17 protein-coding genes and 1 riboswitch are annotated in these 14,000 nt (G+C 68.3%); of the genes, 11 read left to right on the forward strand and 6 right to left on the reverse strand.

Annotated features, from left to right (window positions below; all coding sequences use genetic code 11):
• Positions 1 to 70 precede the first annotated feature (70 nt).
• Entirely contained in the window at positions 71 to 1,339 is a 1,269-nt protein-coding gene (locus tag ACK4JY_RS10595) for a DUF819 domain-containing protein (protein WP_409605450.1), read from the forward strand.
• A gap of 46 nt (positions 1,340 to 1,385) precedes the next feature.
• Here ACK4JY_RS10595 and ACK4JY_RS10600 read toward each other — a convergent pair whose 3' ends face one another.
• The 5 genes from ACK4JY_RS10600 to ACK4JY_RS10620 form a co-directional block, all read right to left on the reverse strand.
• Positions 1,386 to 2,300, reverse strand: coding sequence for a DUF3618 domain-containing protein (locus ACK4JY_RS10600; protein ID WP_409605452.1), 915 nt, complete (start codon positions 2,298 to 2,300; stop codon positions 1,386 to 1,388).
• A complete protein-coding gene (locus ACK4JY_RS10605) occupies positions 2,297 to 2,689 on the reverse strand; it encodes a phage holin family protein (protein ID WP_409605454.1) in 393 nt (130 codons plus the stop codon). The genes ACK4JY_RS10600 and ACK4JY_RS10605 overlap by 4 nt, the downstream gene beginning before the upstream one ends.
• On the reverse strand, positions 2,689 to 3,246 hold the full coding sequence (locus tag ACK4JY_RS10610) for a hypothetical protein (RefSeq protein WP_409605456.1): 558 nt from the start codon (positions 3,244 to 3,246) through the stop codon (positions 2,689 to 2,691). The genes ACK4JY_RS10605 and ACK4JY_RS10610 overlap by 1 nt, the downstream gene beginning before the upstream one ends.
• A gap of 198 nt (positions 3,247 to 3,444) precedes the next feature.
• Positions 3,445 to 4,443, reverse strand: coding sequence for a D-cysteine desulfhydrase (locus tag ACK4JY_RS10615; RefSeq protein WP_409605458.1), 999 nt, complete (start codon positions 4,441 to 4,443; stop codon positions 3,445 to 3,447).
• 92 nt (positions 4,444 to 4,535) lie between these two features.
• Positions 4,536 to 4,946, reverse strand: a complete 411-nt coding sequence (locus ACK4JY_RS10620) for a BLUF domain-containing protein (RefSeq protein WP_409605460.1) — start codon at positions 4,944 to 4,946, stop codon at positions 4,536 to 4,538.
• A 321-nt stretch (positions 4,947 to 5,267) separates the two neighbouring features.
• Between ACK4JY_RS10620 and ACK4JY_RS10625 the strand changes: the two genes are divergently transcribed.
• From ACK4JY_RS10625 to ACK4JY_RS10660, 8 genes are all read left to right on the forward strand, one after another.
• Positions 5,268 to 5,885: a TetR/AcrR family transcriptional regulator gene (locus ACK4JY_RS10625; RefSeq protein ID WP_409605462.1), complete on the forward strand. Its 618-nt coding sequence runs from the start codon at positions 5,268 to 5,270 to the stop codon at positions 5,883 to 5,885.
• A 147-nt stretch (positions 5,886 to 6,032) separates the two neighbouring features.
• The gene (locus ACK4JY_RS10630) at positions 6,033 to 6,866 is read left to right on the forward strand and encodes a TIGR02587 family membrane protein (protein ID WP_409605464.1); all 834 of its coding nucleotides are present in this window, start codon (positions 6,033 to 6,035) and stop codon (positions 6,864 to 6,866) included.
• On the forward strand, positions 6,866 to 7,249 hold the full coding sequence (locus ACK4JY_RS10635) for a hypothetical protein (RefSeq protein ID WP_409605466.1): 384 nt from the start codon (positions 6,866 to 6,868) through the stop codon (positions 7,247 to 7,249). Before ACK4JY_RS10630 ends, ACK4JY_RS10635 begins: the two co-directional genes overlap by 1 nt.
• Positions 7,250 to 7,283: 34 nt before the next feature.
• A riboswitch (TPP riboswitch) is annotated at positions 7,284 to 7,392 on the forward strand.
• A 168-nt stretch (positions 7,393 to 7,560) separates the two neighbouring features.
• Positions 7,561 to 9,447 carry a phosphomethylpyrimidine synthase ThiC gene (thiC, locus tag ACK4JY_RS10640; RefSeq protein WP_409605484.1) on the forward strand — a complete coding sequence of 629 codons (1,887 nt, stop codon included), beginning with the start codon at positions 7,561 to 7,563 and terminating at the stop codon, positions 9,445 to 9,447.
• A gap of 97 nt (positions 9,448 to 9,544) precedes the next feature.
• Positions 9,545 to 10,378 (forward strand): hypothetical protein, encoded by an 834-nt coding sequence (locus ACK4JY_RS10645; RefSeq protein WP_409605468.1) that lies wholly within the window; start codon positions 9,545 to 9,547, stop codon positions 10,376 to 10,378.
• A gap of 11 nt (positions 10,379 to 10,389) precedes the next feature.
• Complete coding sequence (locus ACK4JY_RS10650; RefSeq protein ID WP_409605470.1) at positions 10,390 to 10,737, forward strand: STAS-like domain-containing protein; 348 nt, start codon at positions 10,390 to 10,392, stop codon at positions 10,735 to 10,737.
• The gene (locus tag ACK4JY_RS10655; protein ID WP_409605472.1) at positions 10,724 to 11,269 is read left to right on the forward strand and encodes a hypothetical protein; all 546 of its coding nucleotides are present in this window, start codon (positions 10,724 to 10,726) and stop codon (positions 11,267 to 11,269) included. The genes ACK4JY_RS10650 and ACK4JY_RS10655 overlap by 14 nt, the downstream gene beginning before the upstream one ends.
• 366 nt (positions 11,270 to 11,635) lie before the next feature.
• On the forward strand, positions 11,636 to 11,818 hold the full coding sequence (locus ACK4JY_RS10660) for a hypothetical protein (protein WP_409605474.1): 183 nt from the start codon (positions 11,636 to 11,638) through the stop codon (positions 11,816 to 11,818).
• A gap of 195 nt (positions 11,819 to 12,013) precedes the next feature.
• Here the strand turns inward: ACK4JY_RS10660 and ACK4JY_RS10665 are convergent, their stop codons facing one another.
• Positions 12,014 to 12,676, reverse strand: coding sequence for a DsbA family oxidoreductase (locus ACK4JY_RS10665; RefSeq protein WP_409605476.1), 663 nt, complete (start codon positions 12,674 to 12,676; stop codon positions 12,014 to 12,016).
• 300 nt (positions 12,677 to 12,976) lie between these two features.
• Here ACK4JY_RS10665 and ACK4JY_RS10670 point away from each other — a divergent pair, with 300 nt between their 5' ends.
• On the forward strand, positions 12,977 to 13,222 hold the full coding sequence (locus tag ACK4JY_RS10670; RefSeq protein WP_409605478.1) for a hypothetical protein: 246 nt from the start codon (positions 12,977 to 12,979) through the stop codon (positions 13,220 to 13,222).
• A 69-nt stretch (positions 13,223 to 13,291) separates the two neighbouring features.
• Positions 13,292 to 13,876 (forward strand): hypothetical protein, encoded by a 585-nt coding sequence (locus ACK4JY_RS10675; protein WP_409605480.1) that lies wholly within the window; start codon positions 13,292 to 13,294, stop codon positions 13,874 to 13,876.
• Positions 13,877 to 14,000 lie beyond the last annotated feature (124 nt).

Here is a 14,000-nt window from a genome sequence, read left to right on the forward strand (position 1 = left end):
ATCGCCGATCGACGCCTTGCCAACCGGTCGTTCAGCCGCCCTTATGCGACGAAACCATGATGGGACGCCAATGCAGACCGAAGTCGAGGCCGCGACGGCCCTCATCACCAATGACGCCGTCGTCCTCGGCCTGCTCGCCGTCATCCTCGGCGGCGTCTTCTGGGCCTCCAGCCTGAGCCACTCCTGGGTCAAACGGTTCTTCACCGTCATCCCGGCCCTGCTGCTGTGCTATTTCCTGCCCTCGCTGCTGACCACCTTCGGCGTCGTCGATCCCGAGGAGTCGCAGCTCTATTTCATCGCCTCGCGCTTCCTCCTGCCCGCCGCCCTCGTGCTGCTGACCGTCTCTGCCGACCTGCCGGCGGTGTTCGGCCTCGGCCCCAAGGCGCTGATCATGTTCGTCACCGGCACCGTCGGGGTGATGATCGGCGGCCCGGTCGCCCTGCTGCTGACCAGCTGGATCGCCCCCGATCTGATGGGCGCCGGGCCCGAGGCCATCTGGCGGGGCATGTCGACCGTCGCCGGCAGCTGGATCGGCGGCTCGGCCAACCAGGCCGCCCTGTACGAGATCTTCGAGGCCGGCCCGGACACCTTCTCGATCTGGATCGCCGTCGACGTCGTCGTCGCCAACATCTGGATGGCCGTGGTCCTGTGGATCGCCGCCAACCAGACGAAGATGGACCGGCTGTTCCGCGCCGACACCACCGCCGTCGACCGGGTCCGCGACAAGGCCGAGGCCTATGAGCTCGAGAACGCCCGCATCCCTTCGCTCAAGGATCTGATCTTCATCGTCGCCGTGGCCTTCGGCGCGGTCGGACTGGCGCACGCCATCGCCGACCCGCTGGCCGTCTGGTTCGGGGCCAGCTTCGACTGGGCCCAGCGGCTGTCGTTCGACTCCAGCTTCTTCTGGCTCGTGCTTCTGGCCACCGTCATCGGCGTGCTCCTGTCCTTCACCGGCGCGCGCAAGCTGCAGGGGCCCGGCGCGGCCAAGGTCGGCTCGGTCTTCGTCTATGTGCTGGTCGCCACCGTCGGCCTGAACATGAACATCGGCGCCATCCTCGACAGCCCCGTCTACTTCCTCATCGGCGGCGTCTGGATGCTGGTCCACGTCGCCCTGATGTTCGGCATGGCCTTCCTGATCCGTTCGCCCAGCTTCTTCCTCGGCGTCGGCTCCATGGCCAATATCGGCGGCGCCGCCAGCGCCCCGGTCGCCGCCGCCGCCTTCCACCCCAGCCTCGCCCCGGTCGGCGTCCTGCTGGCCGTGGTCGGCTACATCATCGGCACGGCGGCGGCGTGGTTCACCGGCCTGGTGATGATGCAGATCGCGGCCGGGGCCGGCTAGGCGCGGCCGCCCCGGCGCGAACAGGTCCGCGCCGGGGCCCGCCTCGTCACAGGTTCATCGTGCTCCCGGCCGGCATCGGGCCGGTATCCGGCCCGCCCTCCTTGCCGCCGGACGGGTTGACCTTTTCCGACACCGCTTCGGTGGCCTTGCGCCCCAGATCGGCGCCCATGGCCAGACCCTTGTCGGCGACGTCGCCGAGGACCTCTTCCTCCTTGCGGGACAGCGGGATCGCCGCTCCGAACAGCGCGCCGATGGCCACGCCGATCGCCGCCGTCGCGATCGGATTGCTCTCGTGCAGCTGAAGTCCGGACGAGACGGCCGACCCCACGCCGCCCTTCGTCGAACTCGCCGCCGACTTCAAGCCGTCGCTGGCGTGGTGCGCCGCCGAGCTCACGCCGTGCATCGCCGAGCCGGCGGCGTGTTTCAGCTTGTCGCGCGCCGAGGCGCCCTTCTGCTTGACCGAGTCGGCGGCGTGGCGGACGCGGCTGGAGAACCCCTCATGATCCTCCTGCGGATCGCGACCGAGGCCGAGCGCCGCGGCGCGCGCCTCGTCCAGCCGGCGGGCGTGCGCCTCGGGCGTCTCGCTCTCCAGCCGGACGCACGCCCATTCGGCCTGTTGCAGCCGGTCGTGCTCCTGCCATGCGTGATAGTCGTCAAGCTCCAGGCCCGCGGCGTATCCCTTCCCGTCCGGCGCCTTGCCGTTCGCACCGCTGGCGGACGCCTTGCCGTTGCTCATCATCAGCCAGGCCAGACCGACTCCGGTCAGCAGCGCCGGCATCGGATTGTCCCGGATCTGGCTCGTCAGGTCAGAGGCGAAGGCCTTGGGGCCCGTATTGAAATGGGCCATGGCCTCGTCCAGCAGACGGCCTGGCGACATCTTGTCCTCCAGCGCGCCCAGCGTCTCCCGCAGATGCGCGCGGTCGTGTTCGAGGTCTCGTTCCAGTTGATCAACTTCGCTCATCGCACCTGCTCCTTCACCAGTTGGCTGTCCTGTTTCAGATTGTCGGCGGTCCGCGTCGGCGCGAGCGCGCTCGGCTTCAGCGCCGCCTTGGCCCGGGCCAGCAGCACCGCGCCGATGACCGCGCCGATCACGGCCGAGATCAGGGCTCCGACCCACAGCGGCGCGACGTCGTATTCGGCGAGCGCATAGGTCAGCGCCAGCAGCAGCAGCGTCAGCGCCGGGATCAGCACCACCGCCCCCAGCAGGGCCGACAGGGCGCCGGTCATGGCCTGATGGAAATTGTCACGCACCTCGGTCTTGGCGAGGCGCACCTCATTGCGGACGATGGAGGCGATGTCGCCGGCGGCGTCATGCAGCAGCGAGCCGACGGGTTTGTTCTGCTGGTCCATTACAGGCCTCCCTGATAGGCGGCGCCGCCATCCATCGCCGGGGCGAACGAGCGCGGCTCTTCCGCCGGGCGGGCGCTGGTTGTCGGAGTCTGGGGTTGCGGGGCTGGAGGCGTCTCCGCGACGTGTTCGGCGGCCGTCTTGGCCATCCGCGCGGCCAGGAAGCCGACCGCCACGCTGCCGGCGAGGAAGGCGGCCGGATTGGTCCGGGCGAACGACTGCAGGTCCCGGGTGAAATCGTCCAGTCGCCCATCCCGCAGATAGCCGGACACGCGATCCAGACCCTGGGCGCCCTGGCTGAACGCCTGCTTGGCCCACGCCTGATCCTGCCCGAGGCCGTCGCCGGCCTGACGCAACTGGTCCGCGACCTGCCGCAGCGATTCACCGACATTGGACGAGGCGTCCGAGATCTTTTCGTCGCCGCGCTCGCCCAGTTTCGCCTTGGCGTCGGAGAAGGCGGACTTGGCCGCGTCGCCGGTCTCCCGGGCGGCGTTGCGGAGGTCTTCCGCCGGCGTCGCCGACGATCCGCCGGCCTGTGTCGTCTGTTCTGTGTTTGTCATGGGACTCCCTCAAGATGTCCCCCGCCAACCGGCCTCGCCCGCGCCCGTTCCCGCGATCACGGGATCGCGATAGGCCGGCCCGGTGGCGCGTGGCGAGCCCCGCGGTAGAGCGACGGAGCCGCCCGAAAGGCCTGGCGCCATGATCTCCGATAGAGGCCCGGACGGCCGTCGGGCGCTCGGGCCGCGCGCCGCGCAGCCCTAAAGGGCAGCCCCCACCACGCTCTCATAACCGAACAGCCCCTGCGCCCCGCCGGTGTGCAGGAACACCACCGTCTCGCCCTCGAACCGCCCCGCCCGCGCCAGGGCGATCAGTCCCTTCATCGCCTTGGCGCTGTACACCGGGTCCAGCACGATGCCGTCGGTCCGGGCCGCCAGCTTCAGCGCGTCGATCACGCCGCCATCGACGAGGCCATATCCTTCCCCGACATGGTCGCAGTCGGCGACCACCATCGCCGCCGTCACCGCCCCGGGCCGCCCCAGCAGCGCCGCGGTGTCACGCGCCAGCCTGAGGACGTTCTCCTCCTGCTTGGCCTTCGGCGCCCGCACGCCGATGCCCAGCACCGGGATGTCCGCCCCCATCACGGCCAGTCCGGCCACCAGCCCGGCGTGGGTTCCGGCGCTGCCCGTGGCGGTCACGATGCGGTCGACCGGCAGGTCCAGCTCGTCGGCCTGAACCACGATCTCGCGGGCGCAGTCGACATAGCCCAGCGCCCCGACCGCATTGGAGCCGCCGCCCGGAATCACATACGGCCGCCCCCCGCGCGCCCGCACCGCCGCCGCGGTCGTCTCCAGCTCGGCCGGCATGTCAGATCCGCCGGCGACGAACCGCACCCCGGCCCCGAACAGCCGGTCCAGCAGCACGTTTCCGTTGGCCACATAGTCCTGCGCCTTCGACCCGGTCCGCTCCTCCAGAATGACCTCGCAGGCCAGGCCGTGCGCCGCCGCCGCCGCCGCGGTCTGGCGCACATGGTTCGACTGCACCGCCCCTTGGGTCACCAGCGTATCGGCCCCCTGTTCGAACGCCTCGCCGAGCAGGAATTCCAGTTTGCGCGTCTTGTTGCCGCCGCCGGCCAGGCCAGTGCAGTCGTCGCGCTTGATCCACAGTTCGACGCCCAGTTCCTCCGACAGCCGCGGCAGCGGCTCCAGCGGCGTGGGCAGGTGGGCGAGGCGGACGCGGGGGAAACGGGCGAGATGCATGAACGGGCTCCTGTCGCCCGACTTCTAGCCGATCCGCCCGCGAATGCGACGGTGGCGTCGAACCCCACGTCAGCGGCCGGAGACGCTTGCCGTCAGGCGTGGGGCACGGCCCGGCTGCGCATCGATTCCACCAGCGGCCTCGGGCTCAGGGTCGGGTCGGCGATCAGGGCCTCCAGATCGGCGCGGGTCCCGCTGTCCATCGCCACGCCCGCCATGGCCCAGCCGTCGAACAGCCGGTCATCGACCGGCCAGCGGTCCACCAGGACCAGGTCATAGTGGCGCGGATCGTCCTCGAGCCGCTTCAGAAGTCGGTCGAGAACCGAGGGCTCGCCTTCCAGCGCATGGATGAAATGGCCCTCGTGCCCGACCAGGGCGCCGCTGATTCCATTGTCCTGATTATAGCTCTTGGCCTCTTCGGCGATCTTCGCCGCCTGTCCGGTCACATCCTGTCGGCTCGAGGCCGTACTCACATACACCAGTCGCTCAAGCACGCCCCAACCCACCGCATATTACCCACTCAACCTGACGCTGAACTGTCACGGAGCGTGACGGTTCCGTCAGTCCCCGGATAACTGTCACGACCCTTTGCGCTGGCGCGCCCGACAGCCCGTACGATTTTTTCACCGCCGCCGATCTATCCCGGGAACCGTTCCGCCCGACCGCGGTTAATCGCTCGGACCATGCGGCGATGCGCGCTCGACTAGTCCACCGCGGCCCGGCTGTTGCCACGCCCCCCCGACGCAGGCCGGGCCGCACCTTCCCTCTTCGTCCCCGGCCCCCAGAACCTCACTTGCCGCGAATCCCCGCCCGCGTGATGCTGACGCATGGCCGAATCGCCTGCCCCCGCCCGTCTGCGTGACCGCGCCGCCACCGAGGCCCTCATCGTCGAGGCTGGTGAACGGATCCTGCTGCGCGACGGCTTCCCCGGCCTCAATGTCCAGACCCTCGCGGCCGAGGCCGGCTGCGACCGCAAGCTGGTCTATCGCTATTTCGACGGCGCCGACGGTGTGGTCGAGCGCATCGCCGGCCGCGCCCACGCCGCCCTCGTCCGCTCGCTCGACGCCGTCCCGGCCACGACCGCCGAGTCGCTGCGCGCCTTCGCCCGCGAAAGCCTGTCGGCCTGGCTCGGCGCCCTGCGCGCCAGCCCCCTGACCCTGCGGCTGATGGCTTGGGCCCTGGTCGAATCCTCGCCGCTGCTGAACCGCATCGAGGCCGAGCGTTCGGCCGTCCTTCAGGCCTGGATGCGCGAGCGGCGTCCGCGCCTGCGCACCCCGCCGGTCGGCGACGCCGTAGCCATCAACGCCGTGCTGCTGGCCGCGGTCCAGCACCTCGCCCTGTCCGGCGGCGCCCGCCCCGGCGTCGGCGGCGTGGCCCTCGACGAGGCCGGCTGGGCCCGTATCGAAGCCGCCCTCGACGCCCTGCTGGCGGTTTTCCCCGAGTAGGGTTCGCGACCCACCCCATCGCCCCCATCTCGCCGTTATTCTCGGGCTGACCCGAGGATGACGGCGAGCGGCGGTACACCGCCCTCTCTCGCAGGACCTCCGACGAAGGCGGGGAGCCGGATCGCCCGGTCAGGCGTTGCCGTACCCATGACCGCCAGCCTCGCCTTCGATTCCCGCCGCGAAACCGCCTACGCCCGTGACCTCGCCCGCGCCTTTGGCGGGGCCCTGCTGTTCGCCCTGCCGTTGCTGATGACCATGGAGATGTGGTGGGCCGGCTTCGTCCTCGACGGCGTCCAGCTGCTGGTCTTCCTGATCCTCGCCCTGCCCCTGCTGACCGGCCTGGCGTACTACGCCGGCTTCAGCGCGCAACACCGGGGCCTCGGTCACGCACTGCTCGACACCTTCGTCGCCCTCGCCGTCGGCTTCCTCACCGCCGCCGTCGTCCTCGGCCTGTTCGCCGTGTTCGAGCCCGCCGATCCGCCGCGCCAGGTCGCCGGCCAGCTGATGCTGCAGGCCATCGCCGGAGCCATGGGCGCCCTGCTCGCCGGCCGCCAGCTCAGCGCCGGCGAGGACGAGGACGTCGGCGACGAGGACCAGGCCTCCTATCCCGGCGAGTTGTTCCTGATGGTCGCCGGGGCCCTCTTCCTGACCCTCAACATGGCCCCGACCGAGGAGATGATCCTGATCGCCTACCGCATGAGCCCCGTCCACGTCGCCGCCCTGGTGCTCGTCTCGATCGGCCTGATGCACGCCATCGTCTACAGCGTCGGCTTCCCGGGACAGGAGGTGCACGAGCGCCCCGTCGCCGCCTTCCTACACTACACCCTCGCCGGCTACGGCCTTGTCCTGCTGACCAGCCTGTTCGTACTGTGGGTGTTCGGCCGCACCCATGGCCATGGCCTCGGCGAGATCGTCGACGCCGTGGCGGTCGTGTCCTTCCCCGGCGCCATCGGCGCCGCCGCCGCCCGGCTGCTCGTCTGATGGCCGCCCGCAAGAAACCCGCGCCCCTGCCCGCCCCCACCTGGCTGGAATGGGCCATGGGCGCCCTCGGCCTCATACTGGTGCTGGCCGTCCTGGCGGTGGTCGGCGCCGGCGCCTTCGGCCCGCATCAGCCGGCCCGGCTGGAAGCCTCGCTCGGCGACGTCCGCCCCGCCGGCGCCGTCTGGCTGGCCGAGGTCGAAGTGCGCAATGTCGGCGACGAGACCGCCGCCGCCGTCGAGGTCGAGGGGCGGCTGGCCGACCAGACCGCCTCCGCCACGCTCGACTACGTCCCCGCCCACGGCCGCGGCCATGTCACCCTGTCCTTCGACGCCGACCCGCGCGGCGCGGTCGCGCTCTCCGTCCCCGGCTGGTCGGAGCCCTGACGATTGAACCCGCCGCCGACCAGGCGTAGGGTCGCCCCGTTCTCCGGGGGGTCGCGCTCGAGCGGCTGAGACTGGCGTAAGCGCCTGACCCGTCGAACCTGATCCGGGTCATGCCGGCGAAGGGATGAGTAACGCTTCGGTCCACGCCCCCAACTCGGGCTCAAGGACCACCTCGCCCGACGTCGGCGGACCTCCAACGAGAGGCCGCCATGAACATCGCCGTCACCCCGCCCAAAGCGTCCGAGGCTCAAGCAGCGAGCGACCGCGTCGCGAGCGATAGCCTCCCCCTCAAGGACGCCCGCGATCAGGTGATGAAGGAGACCGGGACCATCCCGACCGGCGAACGCGCCGGCTCCCGCAAGGTCTATGTCGCCGGCGAACTCTACCCCGACATCCGCGTCCCCTTCCGCGAGGTCGCCGTCCACCCGTCGGCCAATGAGCCGCCGGTGACCATCTACGACAGCTCCGGCCCCTACACCGACCCGATGGTCGCCATCGACATCACCAAGGGCCTGCCGCTGGTCAAATCCAGCTGGCAGCTCGACCGCGGCGACATCGCCCCCGTCGCCAATCCGCGCGAGGTCAAGCCTGAGGACAACGGCCACGCCTCCGGCCGCCACCTCGCCCCCCGTTTCGACACCAGCCGCCACCGCGTCTTCAAGGGCGTCGAGGGCCGCCCCGTCACCCAGTACGAATACGCCAAAGCCGGCATCATCACCCCGGAGATGGAATACGTCGCCATCCGCGAGAACCTGCGCCGGGCGGAGGCCAAGGACCTCTGGGGCGCCAGCGAAGGGGCTCAAGGAGCGAGCGACCGCGTCGCGAGCGTTAGCCCCGAGCGGGATGGCGAATCGTTCGGCGCCGAGCTTCCCGACTATGTGACCCCGGCTTTCGTCCGCGATGAGATCGCCCGCGGCCGCGCCATCATCCCGCACAACATCAATCACCCCGAGGTCGAGCCGATGATCATCGGCCGCAACTTCCTGGTGAAGATCAACGCCAACATCGGCAACAGCGCCGTCCTCTCCAGCGTCGACGACGAGGTCGACAAGCTGGTCTGGGCCACCCGCTGGGGCGCCGACAACGTCATGGACCTGTCGACCGGCCGCAACATCCACAACATCCGCGACTGGATCATCCGCAACAGCTCGGTCCCCATCGGCACCGTGCCGATCTACCAGGCCCTCGAGAAGGTCAACGGCGTCGCCGAGGACCTGACCTGGGAGGTGTTCCGCGACACCCTGATCGAGCAGGCCGAACAGGGCGTCGACTATTTCACCATCCACGCCGGCGTCCGCCTGCCCTTCGTGCCCCTGACGGCCAAACGCGTCACCGGCATCGTCTCGCGCGGCGGCTCCATCATGGCCAAATGGTGCCTGTCGCATCACCGCGAGAGCTTCCTCTACGAGCATTTCGAGGACATCTGCGACATCATGCGGGCCTACGATGTCAGCTTCTCCCTCGGCGACGGCCTGCGCCCCGGCTCCATCGCCGACGCCAATGACGAGGCCCAGTTCGCCGAGCTGCGCACCCTCGGCGAGCTGACCAAAATCGCCTGGGCCAAAGGCTGCCAGGTCATGATCGAGGGCCCCGGCCACGTGCCGATGCACAAGATCAAGGCCAATATGGATGAGCAGCTGAAGCACTGCCACGAGGCGCCCTTCTATACGCTGGGGCCGCTGACCACCGACATCGCGCCGGGCTACGACCACATCACCAGCGCCATCGGCGCGGCCATGATCGGCTGGTTCGGCACGGCCATGCTCTGCTACGTCACGCCCAAGGAGCACCTCGGCCTGCCCGACCGTCAGGACGTCAAGGACGGCGTCATCACCTACAAGATCGCCGCCCACGCCGCCGACCTGGCCAAGGGCCACCCGGCCGCCCGCCTGCACGACGACGCCCTCAGCCGCGCCCGGTTCGAGTTCCGCTGGGAAGACCAGTTCAACCTCGGCCTCGACCCCGAGACCGCCCGCAAATACCACGACGCCACCCTGCCGAAAGAGGCCCACAAGACCGCCCATTTCTGCAGCATGTGCGGCCCCAAATTCTGCTCGATGAAGATCAGCCAGGACATCCGCAGGGACGCGGCGGCGCAGAATGACGCCGGGGGATCGCTGGCCGAGGCCGAGGCCGGGATGGCGGAGATGAGCGCGAAATTCCGGGCCGGGGGCGGGGTGGTGGAGGTGAAGGTTTAGGGGCAGGTGAACTAGCGGTCACCACCTTCCATTGTGAAGCTTCCTGTCACACACTCCAGGTATGACTAGACCGTGCGGCACGTTCGAATTGAGATCAATGAGTTCGAACGCGGCTGGCTTCGCCCAAGTCGCAGAACTTTATAATTTCGCAAGTCGCGCATCCGGCGAGGTTGTCGCCGTCAATTGCAACGCTGTGCGATGGATCGACGCCAATATGGCCGCGGCGCTCGCCGCTTGCATGCTCAAGCTGCGACGGCAAGATCGGCGCATCCTCAGATTTATCAAGCTGCGGCAGGACATAAAGACCATACTAGAAGATGCAGGGCTTTTCATGGGAGGACGACCTAGGAACTCCAATATACCTTTGAGGTTATTTGAGCGCGGCCAAAGCAGGAAATTTGCCGGATACACCCACGATCACCTTCTAAACAAACCCATTCCTTTGATGACGGATGCAGTTCGCGGGAAAGTTCTAGAAGGAATTGATGAAATATTTCAGAACTTTGAAATACACTCACGAAGCGATTTAGGACTCTACGCCGCAGGACAACTCTACCCACGCAAGAACCGGCTGGAGTTCTCTCTCGCGGATATGGGGGTCGGGATCCCGTTCAACGTCGCGACTGCACTCAAGCGACCTATGCGGCCCGAAGTAGCGATCGACTGGGCGATGTCCGGTCGTAACACCACACGCCAACTGGACGTACCAGGAGGGTTGGGCCTAAAGCTGTTGAGAGAATTTATCTCCCTGAACGGCGGAAGCCTTTCGGTTATCTCCGGCGGGGGCTATTGGAGCCTCACCTCATCCGGTATTCTCCGCAGCGCGCTGCCCATTCCCGTCCTTGGCACCATTGTTAACATTTCCGTCAACACCGCTGATACAAACTCCTATCAGCTCGACGATGAAATCGACCCTTCCGAGTTGTTCTAGCGGCAAATCCGATGGAAACTAAGGTAGACATCGCTCGGATCGTTGATAGCCCGTTTTGCGTTGCTATCGACGACGGCAATATCGTTCATGATCGAATTGCCACCCTACTTACAGAGGGCAAGACTGCTGTTGTTTCTTTCGTCGGCGTAAAGCGCCTTACAACGGCTTTTCTGAACGCGGCGATCGGTCAACTCTACAATGAGTATTCCGCTGATCAAATTCGGCTTGGGCTGCGCGTCACTGAGGCAAGCCAGGATCAACTGCGGCTCATAAAGCGAGTAGTTGACAATGCTAAGAAATTTTTTGCTGATCCCCGCCGCGGGGAGCAGGTCATAAGAGACTTGAATGGCGAAGAATAGGACTCTGATTTCCGAGGACAGTCTCGAAAGATCCCTTGAATGCAAGGGGCTACTCTTCGACACCAATGTGTGGCTACGGGTTCAGGGATACTACACGGACTCCCGAGACAAAAGATCTCGCACCTACAGCTGGTTCTACAAAAAGGCCCTTGAACACGAGTGCCCCATATTTCTTCCTTCGCCGGTCCTGTCTGAGTTTGTCGGCGTCAGCCTGAACGCTAAGGCAAGGGAATCGGGCTGGACCCGTGAACAGGGGAAAATTCACAAGTGCGACGGGTTCAACGAGTGGATGTGCGACATCTCTGATGATGCATATCACGTCATAAATGACTGCTCTCTGCTCGACGACCAGTTTTCAAAGTTTGAAATTGACCCTCTCTTCGTCGCCGCCTCAGGTGGAGGTATCGACTTCAATGATCTGCTGATTTCCGAGATATGCAAACTGCATGGGCTGGTCCTCGTAACCGATGACGCTGACATGAAGGACCAAGAGATCGACATCGTTACCGCGAACGCCGGACTTCTCGAGTAAGTCCTCACCCTCCCCGCCATCCCCCGCAACGCCTCCTCAAACACCCCGCCGGCTGCCCGCCCGAGATCAGCCCTTCCCCTCCACCGCCGGCGCCGCATTGATCCCCCGCGATCGCCACACCACCGAGCCCTTCTCCCATTGGGAGAAGGTGCCCCGGAGGGGCGGATGTGGGTCGGCTGATCCCGTCGGCGTAAGCCGCCGCACGGACGAGGACACGGCTCTCGCCGACCGCCGACCGTAGCCCTCACCCTTTGGCTGCTACGCGCCGCCCTCCGGGTCGCCTTGCCGATCGCTTCGCTCCCGGAGGCTCAAGCCCTCTCCCGCCGGGAGAGGACGCGTGACGCGGCATGTGCTACGCTTCGACGGATGTTCAGCCTCCTCGCTCACCGCGAAACCATCCTGAAGGCCGGCAAGCGCGCCGCCTGGGTCGCCAGACACGGCACGCGCGAGGAGCAGTCCGGCCGCTTCCTGCCGCCGCCCGGCTGGAAGGGTCATCTGGTCACCGCCGACGACGTCCAGCCCCCGAAGACGCGCGGCAAGGCGGCCTGACCTGATCCTTCTCCCAATGGGAGAAGGTGGCGGGGCGGAGCCCCGTCGGATGTGGGTCGGCTGATCCCGTCGGCGTAAGCCGCCGCACGGACGAGGACACGGCTCACGCCGACGGCCGCCCTTAGCCCCTCACCCTTTCGCCTTGCCGATCGCTTCGCTCCCGGAGGCTCAAGCCCTCTCCCGCCGGGAGAGGGATCAGAGTTCGCTGGCCATCTTGCGCAAAGCCTCTTCAAAGACGGAGGCCGGTTGCCCGCCCGAGATCAGCCACTTCCCCTCCACCACCACCGCCGGCACCGCATTGATCCCCCGCGACCGCCACAGGTCCTCCGCCGCCCGCACCTCGGCCGCATAGCGCCCCTCCGCCAGCACCGCCTCCGCCTCCCCGCGATCCAGCCCCGCCGTCGCCGCCGCCTCGGCCAGCACCCCGGCGTCCGTCATCGTCCGACCGTCGGTGAAATGGGCCGTGAACAGCGCCGCTTTCAGCGCCCTCTGCTCCGCCATCCCGACCGTCCCCGCCCAGTGCAGCAGCCGGTGGGCGTCGAAGGTGTTCCAGATGCGGCTGTCCTCGCCCATCCGTATCTCGAAGCCCGGCCAGGCCTCGGCCGCCCGTTCCGTGATCATGGCCCGGTTGGCCGCCGACTGTTCGGGGGTCGAGCCGTATTTGCGGTCGATGTGCTCGACGATGTTCTCGCCCTCGGGCGGCATCTGCGGGTTCAGCTCGAACGGCTGGAAGCGGATCTGCGCCTCGATCCCCTCGGCCTTCAGCGTCTCCAGCGCCGCCGTCAGCCCGCCGAGCCCGACGACGCACCACGGGCAGACGATGTCGGAGACGAAGTCGATGGACAGGGTGCGGGGCATGGGGGGAACTCCGGTGGGGCTGGGGTCCGGATATGGGCACGACCGCCGACGGCGCCATTCCTCCCCCGCAGGGGGAGGGGGACCATCCGAAGGATGGTGGAGGGGGTCCGCCCGGACGCCTCTGCCCGCGCCGGACCTGTGAAAGGCCACCCCCTGGAAACCCGCGCGGAACAAGGCCCCCTCCACCGCTTCGCGGTCCCCCTCCCCCTGCGGGGGAGGAATGACGTCGCGTCCGGCCCCCTCATCCGGCCTTCCGGGGATGGTCTTCTCCCGCAAGGGGAGAAGGATTAAGCTCGTCCCATGCCCCATCCCGACGCCCCGCCCGTCGTCCGCCCATCCGCCGCCCTCGGCGCCGGCGCGGGCGGCGCGGTGGCCGTCGGAACCATGGCGCTGGGGTCGCTGGCCGTCGGGGCGATCGCCATCGGCGCCCTGGCCCTCGGCGCCCTCGCCATCGGCCGGCTCAGGGTCGGCCGCGGCCGGATCCGCCGCCTGCATATCGACGAGCTGACCGTCGACGTCCTGCGCCTCGGCCGGATCGAGCGCTGACGCGCCCCTCATCCCTCATCCCTCGCCCCCCGTCTTCCCCCGGTCGCAAACCCGCGTTAGCTTGACCGTATGAAACAGCTCCTCGCCCCCGCCGCCCTCGCCCTCCTCCTCGCCGCCTGCTCGCCCGAGGCGACCCCGCCCGCCGACGCCCCGGCCGTCGAGGCCGCCCCGGCCAACCCGGCCCCGACCGCGCCGGGCGAGGCCCTGCTTGAGGCCGACGGCTTCATGCCGGCGAACCCCGGCGGCGGCACCGGCCGCAAGCTGAGCTTCGGCGAGGCCGAGGCCGTGGTCGTCGACTTCATCACCGGCCTGCGCGGCGACCAGCCGCCGCGGCGCAGCGCCAATGCCGAATGCCCGGCCGGGCCGCTGACCTTCGCCGACTGGGGCGACGGCTTCCAGCTGGCCTTCTCCGACGGCCAATTCGCCGGCTGGACCGCCGGCGAGGGCGCCCCGCGCGGCTTCGCCACCCTCGGCGGCGTCCACATCGGCTCGACCCTCGCCGAGCTGCGCGCCGCCCATCCGGACGTGACGGTGCGCGAGGACTCGCTGGGCCCGGAATTCTCCGCCGGCGACCTCTCCGGCACCCTGTCCGGCACGGACGACGCCGCCACGGTGACGACGCTGTGGGCCGGGGTGAACTGCGTGTTCCGGTAAAACCCCTCACCTCCCCATGAGCGTCGCGAATGGGGAGGGGGACCGCCCGGGCGACTCAGCCCGGGGGGTGGAGGGGGCGACTCCGGCCCGGCGTGAGGAGCGGATCACGGGCCGACATCGGCGC

Source organism: Brevundimonas sp., assembly GCF_046295595.1.
Taxonomy (GTDB): domain Bacteria; phylum Pseudomonadota; class Alphaproteobacteria; order Caulobacterales; family Caulobacteraceae; genus Brevundimonas.

Bases quoted from the DNA above. Each gene is read 5' to 3' on its own strand.
- ACK4JY_RS10615 (WP_409605458.1), bottom strand. From the start codon at position 4,443: ATGCATCTCGCCCGTTTCCCCCGCGTCCGCCTCGCCCACCTGCCCACG.
- ACK4JY_RS10670 (WP_409605478.1), top strand. From the start codon at position 12,977: ATGCCCCATCCCGACGCCCCGCCCGTCGTCCGCCCATCCGCCGCCCTC.
- ACK4JY_RS10635 (WP_409605466.1), top strand. From the start codon at position 6,866: ATGGCCGCCCGCAAGAAACCCGCGCCCCTGCCCGCCCCCACCTGGCTG.
- ACK4JY_RS10665 (WP_409605476.1), bottom strand. From the start codon at position 12,676: ATGCCCCGCACCCTGTCCATCGACTTCGTCTCCGACATCGTCTGCCCG.
- ACK4JY_RS10625 (WP_409605462.1), top strand. From the start codon at position 5,268: ATGGCCGAATCGCCTGCCCCCGCCCGTCTGCGTGACCGCGCCGCCACC.
- ACK4JY_RS10605 (WP_409605454.1), bottom strand. From the start codon at position 2,689: ATGGACCAGCAGAACAAACCCGTCGGCTCGCTGCTGCATGACGCCGCC.
- ACK4JY_RS10645 (WP_409605468.1), top strand. From the start codon at position 9,545: ATGAGTTCGAACGCGGCTGGCTTCGCCCAAGTCGCAGAACTTTATAAT.
- ACK4JY_RS10600 (WP_409605452.1), bottom strand. From the start codon at position 2,300: ATGAGCGAAGTTGATCAACTGGAACGAGACCTCGAACACGACCGCGCG.
- ACK4JY_RS10650 (WP_409605470.1), top strand. From the start codon at position 10,390: ATGGAAACTAAGGTAGACATCGCTCGGATCGTTGATAGCCCGTTTTGC.
- thiC (WP_409605484.1), top strand. From the start codon at position 7,561: ATGAAGGAGACCGGGACCATCCCGACCGGCGAACGCGCCGGCTCCCGC.
- ACK4JY_RS10595 (WP_409605450.1), top strand. From the start codon at position 71: ATGCAGACCGAAGTCGAGGCCGCGACGGCCCTCATCACCAATGACGCC.
- ACK4JY_RS10675 (WP_409605480.1), top strand. From the start codon at position 13,292: ATGAAACAGCTCCTCGCCCCCGCCGCCCTCGCCCTCCTCCTCGCCGCC.
- ACK4JY_RS10655 (WP_409605472.1), top strand. From the start codon at position 10,724: ATGGCGAAGAATAGGACTCTGATTTCCGAGGACAGTCTCGAAAGATCC.
- ACK4JY_RS10610 (WP_409605456.1), bottom strand. From the start codon at position 3,246: ATGACAAACACAGAACAGACGACACAGGCCGGCGGATCGTCGGCGACG.
- ACK4JY_RS10630 (WP_409605464.1), top strand. From the start codon at position 6,033: ATGACCGCCAGCCTCGCCTTCGATTCCCGCCGCGAAACCGCCTACGCC.
- ACK4JY_RS10660 (WP_409605474.1), top strand. From the start codon at position 11,636: ATGTTCAGCCTCCTCGCTCACCGCGAAACCATCCTGAAGGCCGGCAAG.